Annotated in this window: 24 protein-coding genes; 13 read left to right on the top strand and 11 right to left on the bottom strand. The window is 43.7% G+C overall.

The annotated features are described in order from the left end of the window. Window positions 1-57 precede the first annotated feature (57 nt). The gene (gene phoR / locus I3254_RS01505; RefSeq protein WP_057761783.1) at window positions 58-1,149 is read left to right on the top strand and encodes a phosphate regulon sensor histidine kinase PhoR; all 1,092 of its coding nucleotides are present in this window, start codon (window positions 58-60) and stop codon (window positions 1,147-1,149) included. Between the two features lie 107 nt (window positions 1,150-1,256). Here the strand turns inward: phoR and I3254_RS01500 are convergent, their stop codons facing one another. Then, window positions 1,257-1,847: a M23 family metallopeptidase gene (locus I3254_RS01500; RefSeq protein ID WP_238050646.1), complete on the bottom strand. Its 591-nt coding sequence runs from the start codon at window positions 1,845-1,847 to the stop codon at window positions 1,257-1,259. A gap of 197 nt (window positions 1,848-2,044) precedes the next feature. On the opposite strand from I3254_RS01500, the gene I3254_RS01495 reads away from it, so the two are divergent. Further along, on the top strand, window positions 2,045-2,767 hold the full coding sequence (locus I3254_RS01495; RefSeq protein ID WP_238050644.1) for a DUF3820 family protein: 723 nt from the start codon (window positions 2,045-2,047) through the stop codon (window positions 2,765-2,767). A 48-nt stretch (window positions 2,768-2,815) separates the two neighbouring features. On the opposite strand, the gene I3254_RS01490 is transcribed toward I3254_RS01495, so the two are convergent. Then, entirely contained in the window at window positions 2,816-3,703 is an 888-nt protein-coding gene (locus I3254_RS01490) for an alpha/beta fold hydrolase (protein WP_346015365.1), read from the bottom strand. A gap of 381 nt (window positions 3,704-4,084) precedes the next feature. On the opposite strand from I3254_RS01490, the gene I3254_RS01485 reads away from it, so the two are divergent. Continuing rightward, on the top strand, window positions 4,085-4,768 hold the full coding sequence (locus tag I3254_RS01485; RefSeq protein ID WP_238050640.1) for a TIGR00730 family Rossman fold protein: 684 nt from the start codon (window positions 4,085-4,087) through the stop codon (window positions 4,766-4,768). A 131-nt stretch (window positions 4,769-4,899) separates the two neighbouring features. On the opposite strand, the gene I3254_RS01480 is transcribed toward I3254_RS01485, so the two are convergent. Further along, on the bottom strand, window positions 4,900-6,519 hold the full coding sequence (locus I3254_RS01480) for an FAD-dependent oxidoreductase (protein ID WP_238050638.1): 1,620 nt from the start codon (window positions 6,517-6,519) through the stop codon (window positions 4,900-4,902). Between the two features lie 560 nt (window positions 6,520-7,079). Between I3254_RS01480 and I3254_RS01475 the strand changes: the two genes are divergently transcribed. Further along, the gene (locus I3254_RS01475; protein ID WP_238050636.1) at window positions 7,080-7,514 is read left to right on the top strand and encodes a hypothetical protein; all 435 of its coding nucleotides are present in this window, start codon (window positions 7,080-7,082) and stop codon (window positions 7,512-7,514) included. Window positions 7,515-7,804: 290 nt separating this feature from the next. Here I3254_RS01475 and I3254_RS14350 read toward each other — a convergent pair whose 3' ends face one another. Next, entirely contained in the window at window positions 7,805-8,896 is a 1,092-nt protein-coding gene (locus tag I3254_RS14350) for a GNAT family N-acetyltransferase (RefSeq protein WP_238050629.1), read from the bottom strand. A gap of 231 nt (window positions 8,897-9,127) precedes the next feature. Beyond that, entirely contained in the window at window positions 9,128-9,712 is a 585-nt protein-coding gene (locus I3254_RS01465) for a YceI family protein (protein WP_179799475.1), read from the bottom strand. A 502-nt stretch (window positions 9,713-10,214) separates the two neighbouring features. Here I3254_RS01465 and I3254_RS01460 point away from each other — a divergent pair. After that, window positions 10,215-10,493, top strand: coding sequence for a type B 50S ribosomal protein L31 (locus I3254_RS01460; RefSeq protein WP_057761772.1), 279 nt, complete (start codon window positions 10,215-10,217; stop codon window positions 10,491-10,493). Window positions 10,494-10,604: 111 nt separating this feature from the next. Here the strand turns inward: I3254_RS01460 and I3254_RS01455 are convergent, their stop codons facing one another. The 4 genes from I3254_RS01455 to I3254_RS01440 form a co-directional block, all read right to left on the bottom strand. Then, window positions 10,605-11,465, bottom strand: coding sequence for an SGNH/GDSL hydrolase family protein (locus tag I3254_RS01455; RefSeq protein WP_101205340.1), 861 nt, complete (start codon window positions 11,463-11,465; stop codon window positions 10,605-10,607). After that, window positions 11,459-12,856, bottom strand: a complete 1,398-nt coding sequence (locus tag I3254_RS01450) for a nicotinate phosphoribosyltransferase (protein WP_238050627.1) — start codon at window positions 12,854-12,856, stop codon at window positions 11,459-11,461. The genes I3254_RS01455 and I3254_RS01450 overlap by 7 nt, the downstream gene beginning before the upstream one ends. Window positions 12,857-12,991: 135 nt before the next feature. Then, window positions 12,992-14,059 (bottom strand): bifunctional nicotinamide-nucleotide adenylyltransferase/Nudix hydroxylase, encoded by a 1,068-nt coding sequence (locus tag I3254_RS01445; protein WP_238050625.1) that lies wholly within the window; start codon window positions 14,057-14,059, stop codon window positions 12,992-12,994. A gap of 139 nt (window positions 14,060-14,198) precedes the next feature. Beyond that, the gene (locus tag I3254_RS01440; RefSeq protein ID WP_238050623.1) at window positions 14,199-15,188 is read right to left on the bottom strand and encodes an alpha/beta fold hydrolase; all 990 of its coding nucleotides are present in this window, start codon (window positions 15,186-15,188) and stop codon (window positions 14,199-14,201) included. Between the two features lie 584 nt (window positions 15,189-15,772). Here I3254_RS01440 and nfuA point away from each other — a divergent pair. After that, window positions 15,773-16,456 (top strand): Fe-S biogenesis protein NfuA, encoded by a 684-nt coding sequence (nfuA, locus tag I3254_RS01435; RefSeq protein WP_057761762.1) that lies wholly within the window; start codon window positions 15,773-15,775, stop codon window positions 16,454-16,456. Between the two features lie 255 nt (window positions 16,457-16,711). Then, window positions 16,712-18,034 (top strand): aminotransferase class I/II-fold pyridoxal phosphate-dependent enzyme, encoded by a 1,323-nt coding sequence (locus I3254_RS01430; protein ID WP_238050621.1) that lies wholly within the window; start codon window positions 16,712-16,714, stop codon window positions 18,032-18,034. A 116-nt stretch (window positions 18,035-18,150) separates the two neighbouring features. Here the strand turns inward: I3254_RS01430 and I3254_RS01425 are convergent, their stop codons facing one another. Continuing rightward, window positions 18,151-19,170, bottom strand: a complete 1,020-nt coding sequence (locus I3254_RS01425; protein ID WP_238050620.1) for an adenosine kinase — start codon at window positions 19,168-19,170, stop codon at window positions 18,151-18,153. Between the two features lie 54 nt (window positions 19,171-19,224). After that, window positions 19,225-20,181: a 16S rRNA (cytidine(1402)-2'-O)-methyltransferase gene (gene rsmI, locus I3254_RS01420; RefSeq protein WP_238050619.1), complete on the bottom strand. Its 957-nt coding sequence runs from the start codon at window positions 20,179-20,181 to the stop codon at window positions 19,225-19,227. A 143-nt stretch (window positions 20,182-20,324) separates the two neighbouring features. On the opposite strand from rsmI, the gene I3254_RS01415 reads away from it, so the two are divergent. The 6 genes from I3254_RS01415 to hisG all read left to right on the top strand — a co-directional run bounded on the left by I3254_RS01415 (window position 20,325) and on the right by hisG (window position 25,697). Continuing rightward, window positions 20,325-20,810, top strand: coding sequence for a YraN family protein (locus tag I3254_RS01415; RefSeq protein WP_238050618.1), 486 nt, complete (start codon window positions 20,325-20,327; stop codon window positions 20,808-20,810). 266 nt (window positions 20,811-21,076) lie between these two features. Beyond that, window positions 21,077-21,877, top strand: a complete 801-nt coding sequence (locus I3254_RS01410) for a BON domain-containing protein (protein ID WP_238050617.1) — start codon at window positions 21,077-21,079, stop codon at window positions 21,875-21,877. Window positions 21,878-22,113: 236 nt separating this feature from the next. Beyond that, window positions 22,114-23,109, top strand: a complete 996-nt coding sequence (locus I3254_RS01405; protein WP_238050616.1) for an alpha/beta hydrolase — start codon at window positions 22,114-22,116, stop codon at window positions 23,107-23,109. Window positions 23,110-23,273: 164 nt separating this feature from the next. Next, window positions 23,274-23,525, top strand: a complete 252-nt coding sequence (locus I3254_RS01400; protein WP_057761749.1) for a BolA/IbaG family iron-sulfur metabolism protein — start codon at window positions 23,274-23,276, stop codon at window positions 23,523-23,525. 111 nt (window positions 23,526-23,636) lie between these two features. Next, complete coding sequence (gene murA, locus I3254_RS01395; RefSeq protein WP_114701832.1) at window positions 23,637-24,905, top strand: UDP-N-acetylglucosamine 1-carboxyvinyltransferase; 1,269 nt, start codon at window positions 23,637-23,639, stop codon at window positions 24,903-24,905. 93 nt (window positions 24,906-24,998) lie between these two features. Then, window positions 24,999-25,697: an ATP phosphoribosyltransferase gene (gene hisG, locus I3254_RS01390; RefSeq protein WP_238050615.1), complete on the top strand. Its 699-nt coding sequence runs from the start codon at window positions 24,999-25,001 to the stop codon at window positions 25,695-25,697. Window positions 25,698-25,748: the final 51 nt, after the last annotated feature.

Below are 25,748 nucleotides of genomic sequence, written 5' to 3'. Positions count from 1 at the left end.
CTTGTACAAATAATGCCGCAGCAATATTGAGGCAGCGGATAGTGGTAAGGATAAAAAATGGACAAGATAGCGCCAGCACAAAGTGAGCAATCAGCTCTATTAGAGCAAATATCTACTCAAAGCACAGCGGAGCAACTCAAAAAAATCGGCAGTGCACTACGAGCCTTGCGCGATGCAGTGATTTTGCTCAACAACAATGATGGTCTAGAATGGTGGAATCAGGCAGCACAAGACTTATTGCTGCTACAGCCAGAAGATAAAGGTCAAAATATTTTTGACTTTATCACTGTACCTGAGTTCCGCCAGTATTATGAAGGTACAACGATACCTAACGATGGCGTCCATATAGAATCATGGCGAGATCCTAGTCGCTACTTAAAGTGTGAACTGACCCCTTTCGGTGATGAAAAACTGCTGTTTGTATATGATGTGACCCGCTTGCGGCACTTAGAGCAAATGCGTCAGGATTTTGTCGCAAATGTCTCGCATGAGCTTAGAACACCATTGACGGTAATGATGGGCTACCTAGAAAATTTCTCCGATCAGCCAGATATGCCGCCGCAATGGCGTCGTGGTTTTGAGCTGATGACCCAGCAAACAGCCCGTATGAACAGAATTGTGAACGACTTACTGCTATTGTCTAAGATTGAAATCGAAGAGTCACACGAGCTGCATTACATAGATATGACTAAGCTACTGACCAATATCTATGACGATGCACAGGCCTACAACCAAGCGTACAAACACATCATTCATTTGCATATAGATACGTATGATGGGCTGTACGGGTCAGAGATGTACTTGAATAGTGCGCTATCCAATCTAGTAATCAATGCGATCAAATATACGCCAAAGGGTGGCAATATCACTATCAGCTGGACAAGGACGTCTGATGGCTGCCGTTTCGCGGTCGAAGATGATGGGATCGGTATTGCGTCAGAGCATATCGCCCGTTTGACAGAGCGTTTCTATCGTATCGACAAAGGTCGTAGCCGTGCAACAGGTGGTACGGGGTTGGGATTAGCGATTGTAAAACACGTACTGCACCAGCACGAAGCGCAATTGCAAATCGATTCAGTAGAAGGGGAAGGGTCGACATTTAGTGTGGTATTTCCTTCAAACTATGTCAGATCCGTTACTGCCAATTAATACGATTTCTAGTCTGTATTAGCGTTGGTTTTTCGGTTTCAGTTTCTTGATTAATATAAACCTAGCATGACTTCAAATTAGGATAACGACATACTTTTTTGTATTCGTTAATCCTTTTGCAAAAGCCGATAAGGGTTGACCGCACTGCCATTAATATAGATACCATAATGTACGTGTGTCGGTGTTCCTTTTGCATTACCGCTATCACCCACATAACCGATCACATCGCCCTGATTGACCCAGTCATTGGGGGAGATATCAGCATAGTCTTCTAGGTGGGCGTAGTAATGTCCTGCGCCACCAGGTCCTACTACCACGACTACGCGCCCACCCAAGGTGTTCTCACCAACTTTGCTTACTACGCCTTGCGTGGTCGACTGCACGGGAGTATTACGTGGTGCAAAGATATCGATGCCTTCGTGGGAGCGGCCTTGGCTACGTGCCGCGCCCCAAGTGTCTGTTAGGTTCCGTTCTGGTAGTGGACTGGGCAAGCTGTTTTCTGTCGGCAGCTCTTGTTGCAATAGACTCAATTGTTGCCATTTGGCAACCACAAATGATTGCGTTTGTTGACTGATACTGGGTAGCAGTTTATCAAAGACAAATAACAGTGCTAGTAATACGATAGCCTTAATCAGTAGGCTTATTAAACGACTAAAAAAAGAAGGTCTGGGAGGCTGGTTGTTTCCATCTGCTAGCATTGATGTCTCATATATATTTTATGTCATTTGAGATTTTATTATAAAAGCTTCGTCTGATAACGTATGTATCGCATTGTTATCTATCGTTTTTACCCCCATAGATATTCTTATGGTTAAGGATATAGACAGCAAATACAGTTTTATCTACTTAACATTTCTGCTGAGCATAGACAGTTGCTACTGATGGTTAATACCTTATGAATGATGCTTTTAATCCTGCTGATATTTCTGCCACGCGCGAAACAGCGCTGGTTATCGATACCGAAACAGATCAGGGCAGTGATCCTAGACCTATCCAAGTTGCTACTATCAATGTAGCAACTGGCTTTGAATGGATGAAATACTTTAACAGTGGTCGATCTATTTCGCCTGTTGTCATAAAGGTACATGGTATTACCGATGATGATGTGGCTGGACTTGAGCGTTTTGAGCTAGAACAGTTTGAATTACCAGAGTACTTGATTGGTCACAATGTACGTTTTGATTGGCGAGTGATTGGCAGTCCTTCTGCTAAGCTTATTTGTACGGTGAGGCTTGCGCGGGCAGCCTTTCCAGAATGGTGTGCTTACGGTCAGTCTAAGTGTATCGAGCAACTGTTGGGCAAGGGTGAGGCGAGTGCAATGACGATTGCCGCTCATGACGCGCTTGGCGATGCTCGAATGTGCTATTTGCTGTATCAGGCATGCTGCGAGCGTCTAGAGATTGCGCCGACAGATTTTGCAGCGGCACATGCTATCTCTAATAAAGCGACCCCTGTGAGCAAGATGCCTTTTGGCAAGCATAAAGGCAAACCGATTAAAGATGTGCCCATCAGCTATGTTAAATGGATGATAGGCAATATTCACAATATGCAGCCATCCCTGTATTCGGCACTGACTAAACGCTTAAAACTAGATGAAACAGAAAACGCAGAAAAGTAATCTAAATTATCATGGGTCTGCTATGTAAGGTGCGACATGGTGCTAAGCTTATGGTTGGTCGTGCAACCATGTCACTGCCATTTGCCATAGCTGCGGCGCTTTGATATTGGTCTTACTACTAAAATAGCGCATATGACCGATATGATTTAGTCCAAAATCTTCAGGGTCTAAGAATCGCTTTTCTACGGGCATTTTTGTAAATACCCTTATCATGTCGTCCATGTTTTCACTGTTGGCGATATCGTCATCGCTAAAGCCAAGCCACAATGCCGGCATGCTGAGCTCATCATAGAAATGTGTATGTATGCTTTTGCCAAATGCGGTTTTGATATAGCCTGCGCCATTGCACCATTCACGCCATTGACGAGCCACACCGCGTGGCAGCGGCTCACCCATACCGATTTTGTCTGACGGCGTATAGCCTAGTGTTAAATTAGTGAATGGAATAAACGCATCCATAAAACCCATGGCTTTGAGCTTATATGGCATACCCATATTTTTGATACGTCCTGACGAGCAAGCGACATTGAACACTGAGCCAATCGCCTGATAGTTAGGCATCAAGCCGATGAGCTGACCACCTGCGCTATGACCGATGAGATGATAAGTCGCATCAGGAAACTCATCTTGTAAGGCGTCAAGTACAGCTGGCATGTCATGGCGACCCCAACTGATCAAGGAAGCGCTACATTTTGCCAGTTCGGTCGATAGTGACTCACCGATTCCTTCATTATCAAAGGTCAGTACCCCAAAGCCGCTTTCTGCTAGATAGGTCGCAAAATTATGATAAAAGTGACGCTTAATACCTGTGGCTGGTGCCATCATGATTGCTTTTTTTGTCGCATCTTTAGGGCGATAGACAGTGGCTGCCAATGCTTGGTTGCGATCGGTCATGATGCTTAATGAGTAAATATCAATCTTGCTCGCGTCATTCATATTACTTTTACTCGTGAGAGTGCCATTAAGCACAGAGCTTGATAGCTCGGTAGTAGGAGAGGCGTTGTGATTATCCATGGGTATACCTTAGTATTTTTATTAGTAGATAATGAATATTGAACTATGATGAACAATAAATGCGCATCTTAAAAGTGTAGTCGTTGCGTAGTGATAAATCGTTGTGACTATGTGGTAGCATTGCTTATGTTAAGATAAATGCTGGCAAGACAGTTGCTCAAATATGACTTCCAAGTTTCGTATAGCTTGGTTGAGTTTGTCTTATGAATCATATGCATGACAATATAAATGACAGGTGTCGGTATGAAGCCTTCACTAATAACAAGCACTCAATAAAAACTGACAGGTAATTAAGGAAGCTATATGCAAATGAAAATCAACGATGACACTTATGATGTAATCACAAGCAAAGACATTACCAATATTGAAAAAGCAGTCGAAAAGTCTGCCCTATCAATGCCGCTCGTGGCTGTGTATTGCGGTTCACGCTTGGGCAATGGTGACGTGTATGAACAGGCGGCACGCGAGCTTGGCAGTGCATTAGCAAATAATGGCATGGGACTAGTATATGGTGGCGCTAGTATCGGTCTAATGGGCGCAGTTGCGGATGAAGTAATTAATGGCGGCGCGCAAGCAGTGGGCGTGATTCCAACCTTTATGCTCAAGCACGAAATCGCTCATGAGCAGTTGACTCGGTTGCATTTGACTGACACTATGCACACGCGTAAGACCGTTATGGCAGAGTATGCCGATGCCTTTATCACGCTACCGGGCGGGCTAGGAACATTAGAAGAGATTATGGAAATCGCCACGTGGCGTCAATTGTACCAGCACGAAAAACCAATGATCATTTTGAATATAAATGGTTTTTATGACCGTATGATTGAGCATTTAAAATATACTACTGAGCAAGGCTTTATGAAGCAGGAAGATTTAGACCGTCTAGTAGTGTGCAATACCATCAGCGAAGCGATCGATATACTACAAACAGTAGTGACCATAGATGATGCTGTGGATACAGAGAAAATGGCAGGCAGTAATAGTTAAGCCGTATCGCTATTCATACACAGCAAATGCTTAAATATTAAAAGCTATTGCAAAAAAGGAGCAGATAACCAAATCTCGGTTACTTGCTCCTTTGTCATAGGTATTAACAACCTATCAGCGAATCATGCCTATTAGGCATCAGCAGGCGTGAGATCGTCCAATGCTACTTCACGAATACTATGATTGACATGAGCCATCGCAATTGGAAATCCACGCTGTTCAGCGAGCTCACGTGCAACCTCATCGACAGCGAGGCTATCGTTATGGACAAGGTACGACCACTCATGAGCATAGCGACGACGATTCAGAGGTGTATCGTTCTCTATCAAGCCTAGATCTGTCAGCTCATTAACTATTTGATCAGCGGCAATCAAGGTCGAAGATGCTTTGACGTTTTCTGCACGGGCATAGCGTATATTAGAATATAAACTCACATCAGCGACTCGCAGCGTATCATCCTGTCCGGGAATCTGCTGCCCACCATATAGCGCATTACCAACAGTACGTGCGCTGTTAAATGTCGGTACAAACTCAGCCACATACTCAATCGCTTGCTGACTACGTGCCTGTAGGGGCACTTTATCCCAACCATCTTCGATATAGTGCACATATTGCTGTGGCAGTTTTGGCTGCGCACTGTCTTCACTTGATGCGACAAGACCATCATCAAACAAAGTAATGGCTTTACTCATACCATGAATCTGAAAATATCCACCAGGGTAGGGAGTAAGCTGCGCCATGCCTTCTGGCGTGCCTCGTTGACCATAAACAATAATCTCTGGTATCTGTCCACCAGCATCGTCCCAATGAGTCACATAAGATGATTTGAACTCAACCATACGCGTGACTTCGACACCAACCATATCGTCGATGACACCTGTACGGAATCCGCAAGCATTGACTAGATAATCAACCTCGATAGACTCAGGCTGAGAGGCGTGTTCTTGACTATGAATCTGTTGATAGTCGATACGCCATTTGGTGACATGATGGTCAGCGTTGGTACAGTTCTCACAATCTACCGGTACAACTTTTTGTACGGCAGTTTCGGTAAATACGTGCGCATTATCGTATTCTTCAAGTGCAAGTTTGGCAGAAGCGGCTAAACGAAAAATGTTCCAACCATATTCTTGGACAACAATTAACGGAAATTTAACTTTGTTTAAATCCAAGTATCTAGCGACTGGAATCATCCATTCATCAACTGTACTTGGTACAGCGACTTGCTCACGTTCAGACAGCTCAATCAATTGCTCATGGCTATAAAGTTGGTAGTAATCCTCAGGTTCACCCAATACCTTATGATTAGCATCTTGCTCGATCAATTCTTGATAAGCATCGGTCAAAATGTCTAAACGCGGTAGTAAATCTTCAGGCAGTCCTTCGTCACGTGTCGGTACAGCAAACACAGTAGGACGGACGTCAATAGTGTGCGGATACAAACGCAAAATATCGATACATTGCTTAAGCAGCGCTACGCAATCTTCGTCCGGTATTTCACGGTACAAGTTACCACCTGCATGCAAATGACACATAGGTGGTCCATCAATGAGAGATTTTTTCTTTTCAAACAAATAGGTCTCTAATCCTAACGCAGCAAGTCGAATCGCAATCGTCGATCCCGCAGTACCGCCGCCCAAAATGCCAACGCGCTTTTTAGGTTGAGTGTTTTGTGCCCCATAAGATAACACCCCAGAATGAGCGTCACGATTAAAGGATTGAGCGTATTTTTTATCAAAAGACTGAGTCATTGTCGTCGTTGTATCCTTAATAGCATCTGTATTAGGCCGTGCTCGGTATATGTATCAAATGTTCTATATTTCTTGATATGAGTGCGAAGGTAATTAAGTTCAACACACAAATCTGAACTTCAATAGTCATCTTTTCTATTGTTTAGCCATTCTTCATCTCTATAGGTTTATTTTACGAAGAACTACAGACAATATGATGGGAAATACGTAAGAAGATGCATGAGTTTTGTCAACGAGTCGCTATATGTGTGAAGTTTTTCAGACAAACGAGCCTGTCTAAAAATAGAGTAAACGAGAGAAGTGGCAAACCTGTGAAATCGAAAATAAGTTCGTTTTATTGTTTTGTAAAATTCGACCGCTTTTGTAAGTATATATATTGGTAGCCGAGATAACTTAAATGCATATGCTATATTCATTTTGCTTAACAAGAAGCGTAGGTTCTGTTTTGATGACTGTTCAGAATTACAAAGGTCAAAATTAATAATAGGGACAGTCGACAAAGTAAACAACCACAGGCTTATCGCTATAAAAAATACGACTAAAATTACAAGGAAGTTATGATGAAAAATATAATGATGTTATCGGTACTAACAGGTGTATTAACACTAACTGGCTGTACTACTTTAAAAAACGTAGTCGGTAACGATATGTCAGGTACGCATGAAGTACAGGCAATGAGCAATAACACAGCACCAGTTACTAGCAAGAATGGGGTGTTGGTAGATGCTACCAACCATATGACGTTATATACGTTTGATAAAGACTCTATGAATAAGTCAGATTGCGGTGCAGCTTGCCAAGTTGTTTGGCCAATCTTCAAAGCGCCTAGCGATGCTAAAGCTTCAGGTCAGTTTGCTGCCTTTAAGCGTGAAGATGGCAAATATCAATGGGCAATGAACGGTAAGCCTTTATACTTCTATGCTAATGACACAAAAGTTGGTGACAAAGACGGTGATGATAAACTTGGCGTTTGGCACGTTATCCCAAGTAAATAATAGGCGTTAGATATAAAATAACTCGACAACGTTAAGATAAAAAAGCAGCCTGTCCTCAATTATAGAGGCAGGCTGCTTTTTGTTTGGTGTTATTCTCTAGGGCGTGTCTTCAATTCACCCGATAGTCATCTAAATGGGCTAAAAATGGCTAAATCTTGCCAAACATCGTCAAATAGCTGGTTAATATCCCGATATTATCTGCGCTATTTTTCTTGTTTGACGGCAATTTATCTCATTTTTACCACCATTTTTGAAATGAAGACACGCCCTAGTATTAGATGCAATCTGTACTATGTCACATTTGCTAAAGGCTCAACCTGAATGGTCTCTAACACTTCTTCTTTGCTAGGCTCTTTTCTATATAAAGGAAAAAAGTCTGAGAGCAGATCACTTTCCGTGAACCAGATATCCGCTACTAACTCTGTATATTTTGCTACGTTGACGATGAGCCTGTAAGTCTTAAATAGTAACTCTTGTGAGCTAAAGCCTTTCTTATACTCATATAAAGAATCTAAATTGGAGCCAACGCCGCCACCAAGATGTAGCACTTCATAACGGTTCTCTCGTCCCCAATTGCGAGCGACATGAGTGATAAGTTTAGAAGGTTGCAGATGTGTATAGGCGTTTAACGTGCCGCCAAGATGGAACTGCATAATGCCAGACTCTTGGCAGAGCGTATATATAGAAGACCCAATTGCTTTATCGTCTTGATAGGCGGTTATCAGCAGTATTTTTTCTTGAAGGTTTTCAAGCAAATTAAAAAAATAATCATCATCAAAGAAGTAATAATCACTGGCCTTGACGTGTCGCATCGTCTCTTTATAAATGTCTGAGAACACCATCGCGTTCTGTCGGGTTAAGAATTCTGTTTTTGTCACGACATCCATTTTTATGGCTTTTTTGATACCGCGGCGATGTCGATTTTGTGTTTCGCTCCAATGCTCTTCTTCTGACTTACTCAAATCAGACATCAAAGTCAGCCCGTGAGTCAGTGCTTTGCCAACTGTGGGTATCCATTCTTTATTAATAATCGGATGCAACCGCATAAACAAAGACACGCAGCCTCTCTCGCAAAGAAAAGCTCTTATCTCATCTAGTACGACGTCTAACTCGGCATCAGTGAGGGTTTTATCCATCAACGGTCCCCCGTAGCCATAAGTGGAAGTAGCATCCCAGTGCTCTGAGTCAATGTCTCTAATTATGATGGGTAACAATACTTCCTTGTTTTTATAGTGAGCGATGATGCCTTGAGGTTTGCCCTTATCGATGACAGCTGAGGCCGCAATCCAACCAGATAAGTGGTATATATCAAAATGATGATTTGATACCTTCTTATCCCACTCAGCATCTATCGCTATGTAATCAACTTGTACTGTATCCACGTTGCTGCTCCCTCAGTGTTGCGTTATATATTCGTAAATCCGTATATATGAATATAACAACAAAGTATGAAGCCTTCAAGTATATAAAAACCTTTTATGTAAAATAGTGAATATATATGATTAGAGCGTAGAAGAATTTATAAGAAATAAAAAAGCAGCCTGCATCTATAAACGAGGGTAGGCTGCTTTTTTGTTTTTGTCGAAAACTGTTAGAGAGCTATAAACTTACTGTTATTTCTTTTCTACTAGCTCACCATCAATTTGAATAGGAACATTGGTCGTAATACCAGCAGAGTAGGCTGTCATACCATAAGCTGCACGGTCTATAGTGCCAGTAGCACGGAAGCCAACGACTGGCTCTTTGGTCAGAGGGCTGTTATCGATTTTGTTCAGCGTTAAATTAAGAGTTAGCGGCTTGGTTTGACCCAGTAAAGTAAAGTCCCCAGTTACTTTTGCTTGCTGCGGATTTACAAAATTAACCTGAGTAGATTTAAAGCTCATAGTAGGGTATTTTTTAACGTTAAAGAACTCTTCCGTTTTTAAATGTTTGTCACGGGCAGCCCAAGCAGTATCGATACTGTCTGTATCAATGACAAAGTTCAGCTGGGTTTGGTTAGGGTTCTTTAGATCAAATTTAACGGTACCGTCTACATCGCTAAAGTGTCCCATGACCGTAGAAAATCCCATATGATCAACTGAGAAACCGACACGAGTGTGAGAGTTATCTAGTTGCCACTGAGTCGGCAGTGCAGCGCTTGCCATGGTAGTGATAGAAAGTATTGAGCTGATCAATAGGGCTTTTGTAGTGGTTTTCATTGAATAGTCCTTATATGGTATTAGGGTATTGGTGTTCGCCGATGAACAAAGAAGAAAACATTTTTTGTAAAAAATGAGTAAATATATTGTAGCTAGGTGTCCTAGAGTTGCGATAAATAAATAGCGCAGCCAACCTATATTTGGTTAGATTAACTACATATAAAAATGTAATTGATTAATATATCTAACCAAAACATTGTACTGGGTTAACTTATACATCTCAACACTATTTCTCTATTATTGACAACTTATCACATATCTCTATCACAACTGCGGCTTGCGTTAGGTGACAAAAACCGTTAAAATCGCAGTTTAATTTTCCCGCTGGGGAAAGGCTAAGCGAACAGAAGGGTGGTGTTGGGTGCTGGAATAAGCCAGTGACGCAGTTGCCATACTTGTAATGTCCTTAGTGCCTCAGTTACGTATGTCATTATTTGTTTGATACATCATCGATGATGCTGTATTTAGACGTTGTACATACATCGGACCTAGAGAGTATATTATGCGTAAAGATATCCATCCTAATTACCAAGAAGTTTTATTCCACGACACTAACGCTGACGTGTTCTTTTTGACTCGCTCAACTGCTAAGACTAAAGCGACTCGTGAATACGAAGGTAAAGAATACCCATACTACCCACTTGATATCTCAAGTGCGTCGCATCCATTCTATACTGGTGAGCAACGTAAAACTTCTACTGAAGGTCGTGTTGCAAGCTTCAACAAACGCTTTGGCGCATTTGGTGGCCGTAGCAAGAAAGCTGCAGACGCTGCTGAATAATTTACACTTATGGTGTAAATATATTTCGCTAAGCAATAAAAAACCGCTGATTATTCAGCGGTTTTTTTTGGTTTAATTTTTTATGATCTAAAAATAAAGTTAACAGTCTATTTAGCGCTCAAATTCAGTAGTAGATAAGTCCAATAACTGAATAGAATCTAGTAACTGAATAATAGTCTCTACGATTTGCTGTGCCCAATAGCCGTACATCAGACTGCTAGGATGAAATCCATCACTGGCAAACATCACATTGATATCGATAGCCGAGCCATTTGCATGCTCTTCTAACATCCGTGTAAAGTCGGTTGCCATATAGGTGACACCAGCATGAGCCGCACAAACCTGCTGTAATATCTCATCCAGTACCGACGCTTTTGCACCTACAAAGTTATTGAGCGGGGCAGGGATTGCAGGCATTTGCGCCATCGGTGGCAAACTTAAAAAAACCAATTCTCGTACGCCAAATTTGCGCTGTACAATATTGATAATGTCTTCAATTTGTTGTTGCCATTTATGCACAGAGACATTGGACGTTGTATCATTGACCCCTACGCTCAGCAACATCACATCGATAGGCTGTTCAGGAGCAGGTAAGACATATAACCTGCGTAGAATATCAAAGCTGGTATGACCTGTTGTCGCTTGTAATGACCAATTGAGACGAGCAAAGTTCGATTGGATAGCTTTGTTTTGCTCCAGTATCGGTATGAGCTTACCGACCAATGCTTCTTGCTGCGTTTGACTACCCACACCTGCTGCTGCTGAATCACCGACCACCATAAGGTTAAATGTCTTAGCGTCTTGCGTTGATACCTTATTATTTGCTTGAGTCAGGTCAATCACGCCGTGCCTTTCGCCATGTGGTTCAGGCAAGCGAACCGTATCACGCTTGATTTTGCGACCTTGATAGAGGTAGACAGGGGCAAGTAAAACGTCCTTTGCGACTGATGTCAGCTTACTAGTGTCTACCATCCCGCACGTTCCCTAATAGTCGTGAGACTGTCTTCAATTAACAACTGACCATCGACGTAGACATCACGTAATAGATTATCAGTTGGATCGCTCATCTCATTTTCTTTGACGGTTGTTAGCTGGCCGCTGTTGTCTTTTACCAGTGCCAATCGTCCTTTTTTCGAGCGCTTCGAGCGGCTGGTGACGGGATCTTTGTAAATATCCTTCCATGCGCCATCGATAGAGATAGCGCTAGATTTCATCGCCCAACTCATGGTGTCGCGGTTGACTTGCTGCAATAGACCACCGCCCATGCCAAATGTTACGTTTTCTGCGCTAAAGCCTGCTTTCATGATCACATCAATGATATTGCTTAAGCTTTGTGCACTGATACCATCCCCTTGGATAATCCGCACGTAATCGGGCAGTACTTTATAGCCCTTACTGTTTATAGTCGTACCGAATTTCACCGCTAGACGCTCTAAGGCTTCACGTACCACTTTGGTAGGCTCACCACTGTCTGGCCTGATGACGAGCGTACTACCCATGTTTTTGACGTCTTCTTTTAAGGTATCGCCCCAGATATTATCAATCGCGTTCCATAAGTCATAGCTGTCAGAGACGACCGAAAACGCTTTGTCTGTGCCACCAAACTGTTCAATCATATTGGCAAATGCAGCGGTCTCTCCATCACGTCCCCATGCTGTCATGGTGCTGTGCTCAGCTGCTGGAATCGAAAACGCGGGCATGTCTTTACCCATCTGATACCAACGACTGGCAGCAACCAGCGCGGTCATCGAATCCGTACCAGCAAAGTTGACCAAATGTGCCAAACTACCGAGTGCCACACTCTCTTGGCTTGAGGCACCGCGCGCACCAAAATCATGCAGGCGAAAAGGCAGCGACTCTGTGTTGTCTGCTGACTTCTCTAGAGCCTGACGGATGATGTCTTTGCAGTAACGTGAGACGCTAGCGACCGTTGATGGGTACCAAATCGCACGTAATAGTGCCGTTTCGATATAGCTTGGCAGCCAATAAAACTCAGGGTCAGTATTGGTAATCTGACAAACCACGTTAGATACGGGTACTATGCTGCCTTCGGCGACGGCCTCGATGCGTAGTGGCAAGTAGCCGTCATGTTTATCGACCAGATGCTCCCATCCTGCTCGGTTGAAAGTCAAACCGTGTGCTTGAATGACCTTTTCGGCCTCATCGATATCTTGATGGGTGATAGGCGTGCTTAGGTATTCTTTGATAAAGGCTTGCAGGCCAAAAAACACCACATCATAGTCACCTTTTCGCGCTTCGATATAGCTTGACAGATACTCACTACCGCTTGGGTATTGCACCCAATGTGAGGTTTTATAGCTGTCGCTGTTTAAGATTAGGTTGTTTAGGTTGCTGGTGTACATCACAGAACTCCTCTGCTTTGAGATGCCGCCCCTGCTTTAATAAAAGAACAGTGGCGGCGATAAACCCTTGTCGTCTATCGACTCGGGTGCTAATAAGTTGCATATAAAAGTGATAAATCATGATAGAAAATGATGCTATAACCCAACCATTTTGGTGATAATTGCATAGTGATCTTCGAACATCATGGTTGCGTCAAGCTCCGCCAATGGTAACCAAAACGCCTTGGCAGCGTCATCACCGCCTTTTACTTTTGGCAAGCCTTTTGGATCATTTTTCAGTTGAAAATAAAACGCTTGGGTGATCGTACGACCGCGTGCCGAGCGATATGGATCATCAAAAGTATGCTGACTGTGGCAAGAGCCACGCAATACAGCCTCAGGCACTTTGAGGCGTGTCTCTTCACGTAGCTCACGGATACAGGCGTCAAATAACGTTTCTTTTGGGTTCAAAAACCCGCCCGGTAGTGCCCACAATCCGCGACCTGGCATACTGCGCCGCTCAACTAAGAGGATATGACCTGACTGTACAATCAACGCATCGGCAGTCATAAAGGTGGGTGGATAAGGTGCTGATTCCCATTGTCTTTTGTATTTATCGATAAAGTCGGCTTCTTCGTGCAACTGATGATAGTCGTCAGTTTTTTTGAAATCGTTGAGCACTTTGCGTGTTGACTCAGGCGTGCGCTCAGGGGTCGGCGTGGCACCCATCAGGTAGCTGTCGCGGATAGGGGTGGCCGATAAGTTATGGTAATTGGGCACTGACACCGATGCCCAGTTGGGGAATAGTGACAGATAGTAGGAGGAGCTGTCTTTTGAATGACCAATCAAACCAATATCCGTCTGCAAGTCGCCAGTGACAGATTTTACACCTGCCTGCACATACTGTAGCCAGCGGGTGTCATTGTAGAGTGCGTCATCTAAGCCAACACAGTGAATGCGTTCGGCTTCTTCTTCAGAGTAGGCACCTTTAATCATTGCGGCACGCTCAGCGACGCTAAATGGATTGCGTAAACTACGTGGCAAGTTGGCTGAGCCAATGAGCATAATTACTTCATCTGAGCGTTTTAGTGCCTCATCGATGACGGCTTTGTGGCCAGCATGAAACGGCTGAAAGCGACCGATAAAGACTAGATAACGATAGTGTTTACTGCCTTTTTGATCTAGGTTTTGCTTATCTGACTGTTGCTCTGATAATTCACTCATAGACGCCAACTTCCTACGACTTATTTTTATTGATTAAAAATTAATGACGCTAATACTGACACAGCCCATGACTTTCTGACAAGTATAAAGATGTTTAGGGGTGTGTCATTATCGAAATCATCCAAACGAAATCTCTACTTTAACTGGCATACTTCTCTATCCATGCCGTCACTGTTGGCCAAATCTCTGTGGCAGCATTGCGGCTAATCATAATGCGACTGTGCGTATAGTCATCTAAATCGCCGTTACTAAGCGAGTACTCTCGAAAGATATTGGTTGAATTGTTAAAGCCATCAAAAAACAAACGACAGCCACGAGTAGGGGATATGAAGGTATCGCCTTTCGCACTGATAGAATAAACAGGAATGGTAATTTGAGCCATATGATGACGATAGTCAACAAAATCATCGCCAGTATTCTTTTGCTGGTGAATGCTTTCGTTCACTTCGTCTGTATTCGTCCTGCCTTTATCAAAATGAGCCTTTTTCAAAAAACTACTTCTAAAGTTTTTACGCAAATTCCAGTCATACCACTGGGTCATCGTATAGTAGCTTTCGTTAAAAGGACCTACCTTAAACTGCTTAGCGGGTACAAAGCCGACTAACCGCGTAAGTACCTTGGCTATAAAGATTTTCGTGTAGCTGGTCGAGTCTTGCGCCGCACCAAAAGCTTGGCAGGCAAACATACTGATGCTATTGACCTTATCGATATAGCTTGGGTTTTGAACGAGAAACATGGTCAAACCAACACCGCCACCACTATGAGTAACGCAATGTAGATTATTGAGCGTTAATTCTTCAAAGAAATAACGAAAAGTCGCTTCATAGTCGTAAGTGGCGACAGTCTCAAAGTTGAACTTTTCTTTCGGTAGTGAGCTATCACCATGTCCACGCCATTCCATGATGTAGCAGTGATGACCAAGCCCTGCAAAGTATTCGGCGATTTTGAGGCAAGTTTGCTTGTCAGAAAACGTACCATGCGTCAAAAATATGTTTTGCGGTGTGATGTCAGGCAGGCTGTTTTCTGACGTGTTAGCTATCGTATCTTCTTCTGAATTATCAACTACTTTCCAAACAGCAATTTTCTCATCGTCCTTGGTAGTTACTAGGTGCAACGTCCGTGTCATCATAAAAATAATCCTATCCAAAAAATACTTAATCTTTATACAAGTCGATATTTATACAAGCTGATATTTATACAAGACAATTAAAAGCTACCATGCTCATAACGCTACTGCGCACAATCATTCAAATTAACAATACTACGTCAAAACCAGATGACTTGCTCGGACTAGATGTGAACGGTATGGCATATCGAAAACGCTGAGTGCGCTTGATAAATGGTACCGCTGTCTTTATATAGAGAATAACTTGGCAGCCTACACAATCATTCAGCGTGTTTATCTGTCATGGTTTAAATATTGAATTACTTTGCGACCTGTTAGCATCATTAAAAAAACCAATGACAACCATTTACAATGGTCGCTATTCAATTCACAGTAGCGTGGTCGGAATTGATGCTTGATTCAGGTATAATGACTGCTATAGACGGATTAAACTTTATACTCATGTCGGCCAATGTCATACAATAATAAATACCAATCATTGCTAGTCTGCATGCCTTATATAAATCGTAAACATTTTAAAAATCCAAATTCACGACACAGTAGCCATAATAGATATAGCGTTTGTGTCATAACGCATAGGAAACATTATGAGTGAGCAAAACCAAGCTGATAACCAACTAGACCAAACTGCTGGCTATGAATCAGCCCTAGATACCGAGCAAGTCGAAGCAAAAAGTAACATCACTATCACTGAGTCAGCTCAAGGCTACTTAGCAGATTTGTTGTCTAAGCAGGATACCGATGGTATCGGTGTGCGTATCTTCGTTGAGCATCCTGGTACGCCGCGTGCAGAGTGCTGCATGGCTTATAACCAGCCGGGCGAAGAAGACAGCGCTGACTTGCGTTTTACGTATGAAAACTTCTCTGCCTTTATTGAGGCGGCGTCAGTACCTTATCTAGAAGACGCGGTCATCGACTATAATAAAGACCGTTTCGGTGGTCAGCTGACTTTCCGCGCACCAAACTCTAAAGTACCTAAAGTAGGCGCTGATGCCAGTGTCGAAGAGCGTATCAACTATGTATTGCAGTCAGAGATTAACCCTGGCTTGGCAGCGCATGGCGGTGACGTACAGTTGCTTGAGCTGATTGATGAAGAAGGCATTGGTCTAACCGCTGTATTGAAATTTGGTGGTGGTTGCCAAGGGTGTTCAGCGGTTGATATGACTTTACGCCAAGGTGTTGAAGTGCAGCTGAAACAGCAAATTCCAGAATTGACCCAAGTGGTTGACGAGACTGACCATACTCGAACAGAGAATGCTTACTATAAATAAAATAAAAAACAGTTAAAAGCAAAGTGGCTGCTATAAAGGTGGCCATTATCTCTAGTATAGATATGCCTGTTTGGTTTGCTGCTTATGAATATTTGTCATGAAGAGACGAGTATTTTGCTATTCTTTTAATAAAGAAGCTGAGTTATGATGAACTCAGCTTTTTTTATTGCTATGATTTAGCAGACAGTTTTTTAAGGTGACTTTGGGCGATACGTCGTCAACAAATCATCTTTTATCAAAATAAAGGAATGTACTATGAGTGACGGATCAGCAGACCAGCAAACAGCCCAACAATTAGAAACCCATCAACGTCTTGAGACCTTAGCGATTCATGCCGGCTATAGTGTAGAGCCAACGACCAAAGCAGTCGCCGTGCCTATTTATCATACCAGTTCATATGCGTTTGATAATACTCAGCATGGTGCAGATCTGTTTGATTTAAAAGTTGCAGGTAATATCTATACTCGTATCATGAATCCAACCAACGCAGTGCTAGAGGAGCGTGTGGCTGCGTTAGAAGGCGGTATTGGTGCGCTTGCCGTAGCCTCTGGTATGGCTGCCATTACTTATGCGATTCAGACTATTTGTGAAGCAGGCGACAATATCGTCGCTGTATCAACGCTATATGGCGGTACTTACAATTTGTTTGCCCATGCCTTGCCGCGTCAAGGTATCGAAGTGCGCTTCTTCGATCATAAAGACCCAGAAGCCATTCGTGATCTAATCGATGACAAGACCAAAATGGTGTTTGCAGAGAGTATCGGTAACCCGCTAGGTAATATCGTCGATATTCAAGCGCTCAGTGATGTCGCTCATGAATACGGCGTACCTGTCGTGATTGATAATACCGTGGCGACGCCTGCGATATGCCGTCCGTTTGAGTTCGGTGCAGATATCGTGATTCATTCATTGACCAAATATATGAGCGGAACTGGCACATCAATCGGTGGTGCGATTGTCGATAGCGGTAAGTTTGCTTGGGGTGATTACCCTGAGCGTTTCCCACTGTTGAACACGCCAGATCACAGCTATCATGGGGTAAATTTCGTCAAAGATGTAGGCGCGCCAGCCTTTATTGCTCGTGCCCGCGTTGCGCCATTACGTAATACTGGCGCAGCCCTCAGCCCGCTCAATGCTTTCGGTATCTTGCAAGGTATGGAGACGCTAAGTCTACGTATGGAGCGTCACGTGCAAAATGCACAAGCCGTTGCAGAATATCTGCGTGACCATGATAAAGTTGCTTGGGTGAAATACGCAGGTCTGTCTGACCATTCTGAGCATGAGCTTGCCAAAAAATACATGAAAGGCACGCCTTCTGCTATTTTGACCTTTGGGGTGAAAGGCGGACTAGAAGCTGGTGCGCGCTTTATCGATGCGCTGCAACTGATTACTCGTCTGGTAAACATCGGTGATGCGAAATCACTAGCCTGTCATCCAGCGACGACGACCCATCGTCAGTTAAATGAGCAAGAGCTAGAAAATGCAGGCGTTAGTACGGATATGGTACGACTATCGATTGGTATCGAACATATCGAAGACATTAAAGCCGATCTCGCCCAAGCACTAGCCACTGCTTAACAACAAGCGCTTATTAAATTGAGCAAACTGTTTGAACAAGTCTGAATGATATAAAAAAAGCCCATATCGATTTGATATGGGCTTTTTGTTTTGCGTCCAACAGATGTGTTTAACAATTAAGCAGACAGTACACGCTGCGCGATATCTCGATAATACTGCGAGGCAAGACGCGGTCCAAACTGCTGAATAACTTGTGCTGATATTTCGCTGGCAAGACGACCGCATTCTGGCAGACTATACTGCTGCGATAATGCGTATAAGAAAGCACCAGCGTAGTTATCGCCTGCACCGTTGGTATCGATGACGTTGGCCACTGCTGGCGTTGCAACGTCATACACCTCAACTTCTGCTTCGTCATTAGGCTGGTGCGCGATGACTGCACCGTTAGCACCATCAGTGACGACGGCAATTTGGCAATATTCAAGCAGGGCACGCGCCGCTGCTTTGACTTGTTTTCTATCGGTAAATAGCTTGGCTTCTTCGCTATTGCAGAATATCACTGCGACTTTATTACCGAGCATATTAAGCAAGCCATCTTTGGCAAATTTTACTACCGCAGGGTCAGCAAAGCTCACCGCGATTTTTGCATTATGGATACCGGCTTGTTGACGTAATTGAGTCATCGCTGGTTGGATGCTCTCAGACATCGCCAGATAGCCTTCTATATATAGCCAATCTGCTTGTGTCAACGCGTCAAAATCAACATTGTCAGCGACAATCTCACTTGAGGTGCCAAGATAGGTCTGCATGGTACGCTCGCCATCTTCAGTAACGGCAACCACACATGAGCCGGTCACACCGCCTGCATGGATAGATTTGTCTGAGGTCGCGACACCTGCTTCGTGCAAGTCTCTGAGATAAAACGCCCCTTGATCATCATCACCAACGCGGCAAGCATAAAAAGGTTTACCGCCTAAGCTTGCAAAGGTAAACATCGTATTGGCTGCTGATCCGCCGCCTGCTTGTTTTGATGGCTCAATTTCGGCCAGTTTAAAGTAAGCCAGTAGTTGCTGCTGCTCTTCAATACCAGCCAGCGTCATATTACCTTTGGTCAGCTCGGTCTCTTCTAGTGCCGCATCTGATAGCACATATTCGTGATCAACCAACGCATTGCCTATTGCCATTACATCGTACATTGCTTATCTCTCCTCAATTCATTTATAAATGGTTGTCTTTCTTATTATTAAAAATTAGTCTGCTTGCAACTCTAGTAGGCGCTGATAAAGTGCATTTTTCTTCACGCCAGTGATGTCAGAAGCCAGTGCAGCTGCTTTTTTGACCGACAAATCTTCTAACAGACGCTGTAGCAATTTATCATGCGTACTGATGTCGTCAGTATCCTTTGCCACACCGACGCCAGCGACGACCACGACTATTTCACCACGTTGCTGGTTATCATCTGCTTTGACAAACTCAACCAACTCACCAAGGGTACTCTTATGTACCGTTTCAAACGTCTTAGTCAATTCCCGACAAAAAGTCACTGCACGGTCTGCACCAAATATCGTTGCCATGTCTTCTAGGCTAGATACGATGCGATGCGGCGCTTCGTAAAAGATTAAAGTTTCGGTACGTGCGATTAGATCGCTCAGCTGTTTTTGACGACCATGTGTTTTGGCTGGCAAGAACCCAATAAAGCTAAATCGATCAGATGGTAGCCCTGCTACTGACAATGCGCCAATTGCAGCAGAAGCCCCAACGATAGGTGATACAGTCACGCCAGCTTCATGCGCGGCTTGTACCAGTTGATAGCCTGGATCGCTGACCAGAGGTGTACCCGCATCACTAATCAGTGCTACCGAATGACCTTGCTCAATCATTTCAATAATTTTGGGCGTTTGAATGGCGCTATTATGTTCGTGGTAGGCCCATAGCTTATTGTGACCTTTTTGCTTGGCGGTTGTGTCATCATTTTCGATACTGCTTTTGGCAGGACGAGTCTCTGAGTCTTTTGTCTCGTCAGCCTTACTGCCTTTGGTATCGATACCAAAATGTGACAGTAGTTTACCTGAGGTGCGGGTGTCTTCGCAGGCAATAATGGCGACCTGCTTTAAGACATCAATTGCGTGCGAAGTCATGTCGGACATATTGCCAATTGGCGTGGCAACGATATAGAGACAAGCTGGCATCGCAGTAGGGGTAGACATGAAAACCTCGGGTCATTAAAAAGACGTGAAAAAATAATAGTGCGCTAGTATGTACAGTCGTTATCTATGGTTTTTCAGTCAAATAATGAGTAAAGAAATCGATAGATTTTGAGAGTAGAACGCGCAGAAGTGGCTAGTTTAGCATGTTGTGCTATGATAATTCTCAAATGTTAATCAGACGAATTAACCTTATGCCGAACCATAAGCCCTTAATCTTAACCTCACCAAAACAGCGCCAAGGTAGTCGGTTTGAGCAGCAGGCGTGTGAGTATTTACAAGCTCAAGGGTTAAGGTTAGTCGCGCAAAATTGGCAACAGCCAAAAGTAGGTGAGCTGGATCTGGTCATGATTGAGACAGGTTCAGCATGGTTAACACTAGTATTTATTGAAGTTCGCCAGCGCAAGTCCTCGAATTATGGCGATGCAGCACTCAGTGTGACAGCCAGCAAACAGCGTAAAGTGATTAAGACAGCGCAGTCCTTTTTACAGCAGCATCCTGAGTATGCTCATTATGACTGCCGGTTTGATGTCATTGCTTACAACACGATGAATGAGTCAAATTCAAGAAGTGAGCAGTTAGACCATCAACCAGAATGGATTCAAAATGCTTTTATAGCCAGTGCATGGTAATAGAATAAGTAAGATAGATGCTGCCAAATGAAGCATCTAACCACATCTGACAAGTAAGGTTCGTTACTAAAAAGCTAACCGCTGATGGCCAAAATTAAGTAAAGTAGCGGTTATAGTCAATTTTCTATAAATCAGATACAGTATTAGCTTATAGCTACTTTTAGCTCGTTACTACTAGGGCGTGTTTTTTTGAAATGAAGATACGACCTAGATTAAGATTTGCTCAATTTATAAAATTGTCACAACCATGTTCTAAGAGGTAAATAATGACACGGATGCATTTGCGCACTGCTATTTTTGGTTCACCACGCCGTATTACGACTGGCATTATGATTGCTGCCTGCGTTGTCAGTACAGGTTGTGCCACCAACTATTTGACCAACAGTACAGAAGGGACTTATGGTGTGCCAATGACTGAGCGCACGATTCCGCAGCGTCTGCTCGATCGTAGTATTGAACATACTGCCAAAATCAATGTGTACGGGCTAAAAGAAGACTTGCAGCAAACCAGTCGTATGGGTATCGATAGTTTCAATAGCGAAGTACTGCTCACAGGTGAAGTGCCAACTGAAACGCTCAAAGCAGAAGTAGAAAAAGTCGTTAGCTCTATGCCGGATGTACGCCGTGTCTACAATGAGATGGAGGTGAGTGCGTCAAAAGGGTATAGCTCAACGGTTCATGATGGTTATATCACTTCAAAGCTACTGGCGAAAATAGCCGCTAGCGATGGCGTGAGTGCGTCACAAATTAAAGCCGTTACCAATAATGGCGTGGTCTACATTATGGGCCGTATGACACCCACTCAGCAGAGTCATCTGATTGATATCGCTAATGGCACCGTTGGGGTCACTGAGTTAGTATTGCTGACAACTGTCGTTGACGATAGAGGGGTGAAAATAAATAATGATGACATCATGTATGAGAATAATTTGGCCAATCCTGCAGTAGCGCCAGCTGCTCAAGATAATACTATCAGCACGGCAACGCCTATCGTCATAACGGAAGAAGAGGCCACTACTACGCAGCCGTCTTCAAGCCCTTATATCGACCTTTATCAGAACCAGTAGGCACTCTAGTTCGCCAAGCAATAAATGACGTTAATCACAATAAGCCTAAATAGTAATAACAGTAAAGGCACGAGAAATCCTCAGCCAGTGAGTACTATATCAATAGCAAGAGGTAGCAGAGTCAGCGTGTTGGTCAATGATACTAATATCAAACACATCATTGGCTAATGAATGAACCATTATCGCTGTTAGCCTGTTACTACTGATTGATAAATAAATATAATAGGATACTGGTCATGAAGGATTCACAGGCAAATATACAACAAAATGAAGAAACAAGCGTTATTGGTAATATAGGCATACACAATAAACCTGCTCATAAGAAAACACGCACATTGAGATTTGGTGGTGCGGCAATATTGGCATTGGGCAGTATCGCGTTAGCCACGCAAAACGCACAGGCATTATCGCCATTGGCTATCGTCAATGGGATTACTTCTAGTGGCGGCGTTGGAGTGAGTAAGGATATCTTATATGGTGATCAGCCTTCTCAAGACCTAGATATCTATTATCCAAAACCGCTAGCACAAGCAATGAAATCTCAGAGTACTATTGATACTAGCTACCCTATGGTGGTATTTGTCCATGGTGGTTCATGGGAGAGCGGCAATAAAGAACAATACGCCTTTGTCGGTCAGAGCTTAGCCAAAGCAGGGTATGTCACCGCAGTGATTAATTACCGTAAAGCGCCTGAACACGTCTATCCTGATTATGTCAAAGATGCGGCTCAAGCGATTGCTTGGAGTATTGAAAATGCGACCAGTCTCCATGCTGATCCGTCACGCCTAGCGGTGATGGGGCATTCTGCTGGCGCGTTTAATGCAGTAGCAGCCGTTGCCAACGAAGACTTTTTGGCGCCTTATGGTATTAAGCCAACAGATATTGCAGCCGTTATCGGAATTGCGGGTCCTTATAGCTATGATTTCCGCAAGTTCAGTAGTGCAACGGCGTTTGGCCCCAATGCCACACCTGATGAGGTGATGCCAGATCGCCAGATTAAAGGCGCGCAGCCACCGTATTTATTATTAACCGCAGAAAAAGACAAAATTGTACATGTGACTAATACAATCAAAATGACAGAAGCGTTTAAAAAAGCAGGCGTAACCGTTGAAACGGGCGAAATCGAAGGAGCCAGTCATGCAACCAGTATTGGCGCGATGGCACCGCCGCTACGCTGGGTCAATGATGTGCGTGCGCAAGTATTGACCTACTTGGATAAAACGCTCAAATAGCTTATCACTATGCATATCGACGACTTTTGACCGTTTAATTGATAGCACTGTCTTAATGCTTAAACACACTTGAGTAAGACAGTACTGTAAGATATGCAAACTCTTGTTATAATGTCATCACTTTAAATCTATACCCTATTCTAAACTTTAAGGCAGACTATTCTATGAGCATGAACGCTGACGATTTGATCGCATTTTTACAGACTCACTTCCCAGACGCTTTTATTCAAGCTGCCAACCAAGGTAATAAGTTTGACGTACGCGTGGTCGATGCCAGCTTTGAAGGCAAGCGCGCGGTTCAACGTCAGCAAGCAGTATATGCGTTAGTCAATGATAAGATTGCGAGTGGCGATATTCACGCACTCAATATCCAAGCGCTGACGCCTGCTGAGTGGGACGCTCAATCAAAAGGCTAATCAAATAGCTGTCTATATGACTAGATATTACTGAATCGGCCATATGCATGGTTGAGCGCTGTAGTTCTGGTTTTCATAATTTTTTATACTCATCGCTAGGTTGTCACCTTTATGGATCAATTTTTAATCACTGGTAGTAGTCGTATCGCAGGGGAAGTCACCATCTCAGGCGCCAAAAATGCCGCTTTGCCGTTACTCGCAGCTATGATATTGGCTGAGACTCCAACGACACTGCATAACGTGCCGTCACTACAAGACGTGCGAACGTTGATTGAATTGATCGGTGGTATGGGTATCAAAATCCAAAAGCAAGATGATACGGTCACTTGCGATACCAAGAGTATCGATAACTTCTATGCTCCGTATGATTTGGTCAAAACCATGCGCGCGTCAATCTTGGTGCTAGGGCCGTTACTGGCACGTTTTGGCGAAGCTGAAGTCTCATTGCCAGGTGGTTGTGCGATTGGTTCGCGCCCTGTTGATCAGCATCTAAAAGCGTTTGAAGCGATGGGTGCCGAAATCAGTGTAGAGAATGGCTATGTAAAAGCTCAAGCGCCAAAAGGTGGCAAGCTATTAGGCTGTAATTTCTCATTTGATATGATTACCGTCGGCGGTACTGAAAATGTCATCATGGCAGCAGCATTGGCCAAAGGTACAACCGTCTTAGGCAACTGTGCACTAGAGCCAGAAGTGGTTGATTTGGCCAATATGTTGGTTGCAATGGGTGCCAAAATAAGCGGTATCGGTACATCAACGATGACCATCGAAGGGGTAGAGCGTCTACATGGCTGTGAGTACTCAGTTGTCCCTGACCGTATCGAAACAGGCTCATACCTAGCTGGTGCCTTAATGACACGTGGCGACGTATTGACCAAAAAAACATCTGCTCTATTATTGACGCCAGTGTTAGAGAAGTTCGAAGATATGGGTGCAACTATCACGAGCGGTGATGACTGGATTCGTGCGCAAATGAAAGGCCGTCCAAAGGCGGTTGATATCCGTACTCAGCCACATCCTGGTTTTCCAACGGATATGCAAGCTCAGCTAATGGCGATTGCTTGCTTAGCGGACGGTACGAGTACTTTTATCGAAAATATCTTCGAAAACCGCTATATGCATGTACCAGAGCTCAATCGTTTGGGTGCGTCTATTCAGGTTGACGGTCACACTGCGGTAGTAAGAGGTGTCGAAAACTTTACCGCAGCACCAGTGATGGCGACGGATTTACGTGCATCTATGTCATTGGTAATGGCAGCGGCGACCGCTGAAGGCGAGAGCCTGATTGACCGTATTTACCACATTGACCGTGGTTATGAGCATGTTGAAGACAAGCTGCGTAGCTTAGGCGTGAACATCGAACGTATTAATACCAACGCTTAATATTGATTGACTCAATATCGACTGTTACCCATATACGATATAAATTAGAAACTCCCCTTTTAATAGGGGACTGCACATGGACACGATGTCACTATGACTGAGACAAGCAAATCTTTACCAGCCAGCGGTTTATTAAACGAAGTAAACGATGAGTTTTCAGGTCTAACCTTGGCTTTATCAAAAGGTCGCATTCTAGAAGAGACCATGCCACTGCTACGTGCAGCTGGCGTTGATCTTTTAGAAGATCCTGAAGCGTCACGTAAACTTATTTTTCCAACCTCAAATCCAAATGTGCGTGTATTGATTTTGCGTGCCAGCGACGTGCCAACCTATGTCGAACATGGCGCTGCTGACTTTGGGGTGGCGGGTAAAGATGTGCTGCTTGAGCACGGTGCCAATCATGTTTATGAATTGCTCGATTTGCAGATTGCTCAGTGTAAACTGATGACTGCGGGTGTGAAAGATGTACCACTGCCAAATCGTCGTCTGCGTATCGCGACCAAATATGTCAATGTCGCTCGTGCTTATTTTGCGAGCCAAGGTCAGCAGGTTGATGTCATCAAGCTTTACGGTTCGATGGAGCTTGCGCCATTGGTCGGCTTGGGCGATTTGATCGTCGATGTGGTCGATACGGGCAACACGCTGCGCGCCAATGGACTTGAAGCCCGCGATCACATTTGTGATGTTTCCTCACGTTTGATTGTCAATCAAGTGAGTTATAAGCGCAAATTTGCACTACTAGAACCAATCTTAGATAGCTTTAAAAATGGGGCTGTAGTAGATAAGGATTAAATATCACACCATTTTCTCAAGGTTTTCAGCTGATTAGATGGTGAGCCATAG

This window comes from Psychrobacter sp. Ps2 (assembly GCF_022129405.1).
GTDB lineage: Bacteria > Pseudomonadota > Gammaproteobacteria > Pseudomonadales > Moraxellaceae > Psychrobacter.
This window is presented reverse-complemented; position numbering and strand designations above follow the sequence as displayed.

What these genes read in the sequence shown, in the direction of transcription:
- phoR (WP_057761783.1), top strand. Translation starts at nt 58, where the DNA reads ATGGACAAGATAGCGCCAGCACAAAGTGAGCAATCAGCTCTATTAGAG.
- I3254_RS01500 (WP_238050646.1), bottom strand. Translation starts at nt 1,847, where the DNA reads ATGCTAGCAGATGGAAACAACCAGCCTCCCAGACCTTCTTTTTTTAGT.
- I3254_RS01495 (WP_238050644.1), top strand. Translation starts at nt 2,045, where the DNA reads ATGAATGATGCTTTTAATCCTGCTGATATTTCTGCCACGCGCGAAACA.
- I3254_RS01490 (WP_346015365.1), bottom strand. Translation starts at nt 3,703, where the DNA reads ATGAATGACGCGAGCAAGATTGATATTTACTCATTAAGCATCATGACC.
- I3254_RS01485 (WP_238050640.1), top strand. Translation starts at nt 4,085, where the DNA reads ATGCAAATGAAAATCAACGATGACACTTATGATGTAATCACAAGCAAA.
- I3254_RS01480 (WP_238050638.1), bottom strand. Translation starts at nt 6,519, where the DNA reads ATGACTCAGTCTTTTGATAAAAAATACGCTCAATCCTTTAATCGTGAC.
- I3254_RS01475 (WP_238050636.1), top strand. Translation starts at nt 7,080, where the DNA reads ATGAAAAATATAATGATGTTATCGGTACTAACAGGTGTATTAACACTA.
- I3254_RS01465 (WP_179799475.1), bottom strand. Translation starts at nt 9,712, where the DNA reads ATGAAAACCACTACAAAAGCCCTATTGATCAGCTCAATACTTTCTATC.
- I3254_RS01460 (WP_057761772.1), top strand. Translation starts at nt 10,215, where the DNA reads ATGCGTAAAGATATCCATCCTAATTACCAAGAAGTTTTATTCCACGAC.
- I3254_RS01455 (WP_101205340.1), bottom strand. Translation starts at nt 11,465, where the DNA reads ATGGTAGACACTAGTAAGCTGACATCAGTCGCAAAGGACGTTTTACTT.
- I3254_RS01450 (WP_238050627.1), bottom strand. Translation starts at nt 12,856, where the DNA reads ATGTACACCAGCAACCTAAACAACCTAATCTTAAACAGCGACAGCTAT.
- I3254_RS01445 (WP_238050625.1), bottom strand. Translation starts at nt 14,059, where the DNA reads ATGAGTGAATTATCAGAGCAACAGTCAGATAAGCAAAACCTAGATCAA.
- I3254_RS01440 (WP_238050623.1), bottom strand. Translation starts at nt 15,188, where the DNA reads ATGATGACACGGACGTTGCACCTAGTAACTACCAAGGACGATGAGAAA.
- nfuA (WP_057761762.1), top strand. Translation starts at nt 15,773, where the DNA reads ATGAGTGAGCAAAACCAAGCTGATAACCAACTAGACCAAACTGCTGGC.
- I3254_RS01430 (WP_238050621.1), top strand. Translation starts at nt 16,712, where the DNA reads ATGAGTGACGGATCAGCAGACCAGCAAACAGCCCAACAATTAGAAACC.
- I3254_RS01425 (WP_238050620.1), bottom strand. Translation starts at nt 19,170, where the DNA reads ATGTACGATGTAATGGCAATAGGCAATGCGTTGGTTGATCACGAATAT.
- rsmI (WP_238050619.1), bottom strand. Translation starts at nt 20,181, where the DNA reads ATGTCTACCCCTACTGCGATGCCAGCTTGTCTCTATATCGTTGCCACG.
- I3254_RS01415 (WP_238050618.1), top strand. Translation starts at nt 20,325, where the DNA reads ATGTTGTGCTATGATAATTCTCAAATGTTAATCAGACGAATTAACCTT.
- I3254_RS01410 (WP_238050617.1), top strand. Translation starts at nt 21,077, where the DNA reads ATGACACGGATGCATTTGCGCACTGCTATTTTTGGTTCACCACGCCGT.
- I3254_RS01405 (WP_238050616.1), top strand. Translation starts at nt 22,114, where the DNA reads ATGAAGGATTCACAGGCAAATATACAACAAAATGAAGAAACAAGCGTT.
- I3254_RS01400 (WP_057761749.1), top strand. Translation starts at nt 23,274, where the DNA reads ATGAGCATGAACGCTGACGATTTGATCGCATTTTTACAGACTCACTTC.
- murA (WP_114701832.1), top strand. Translation starts at nt 23,637, where the DNA reads ATGGATCAATTTTTAATCACTGGTAGTAGTCGTATCGCAGGGGAAGTC.
- hisG (WP_238050615.1), top strand. Translation starts at nt 24,999, where the DNA reads ATGACTGAGACAAGCAAATCTTTACCAGCCAGCGGTTTATTAAACGAA.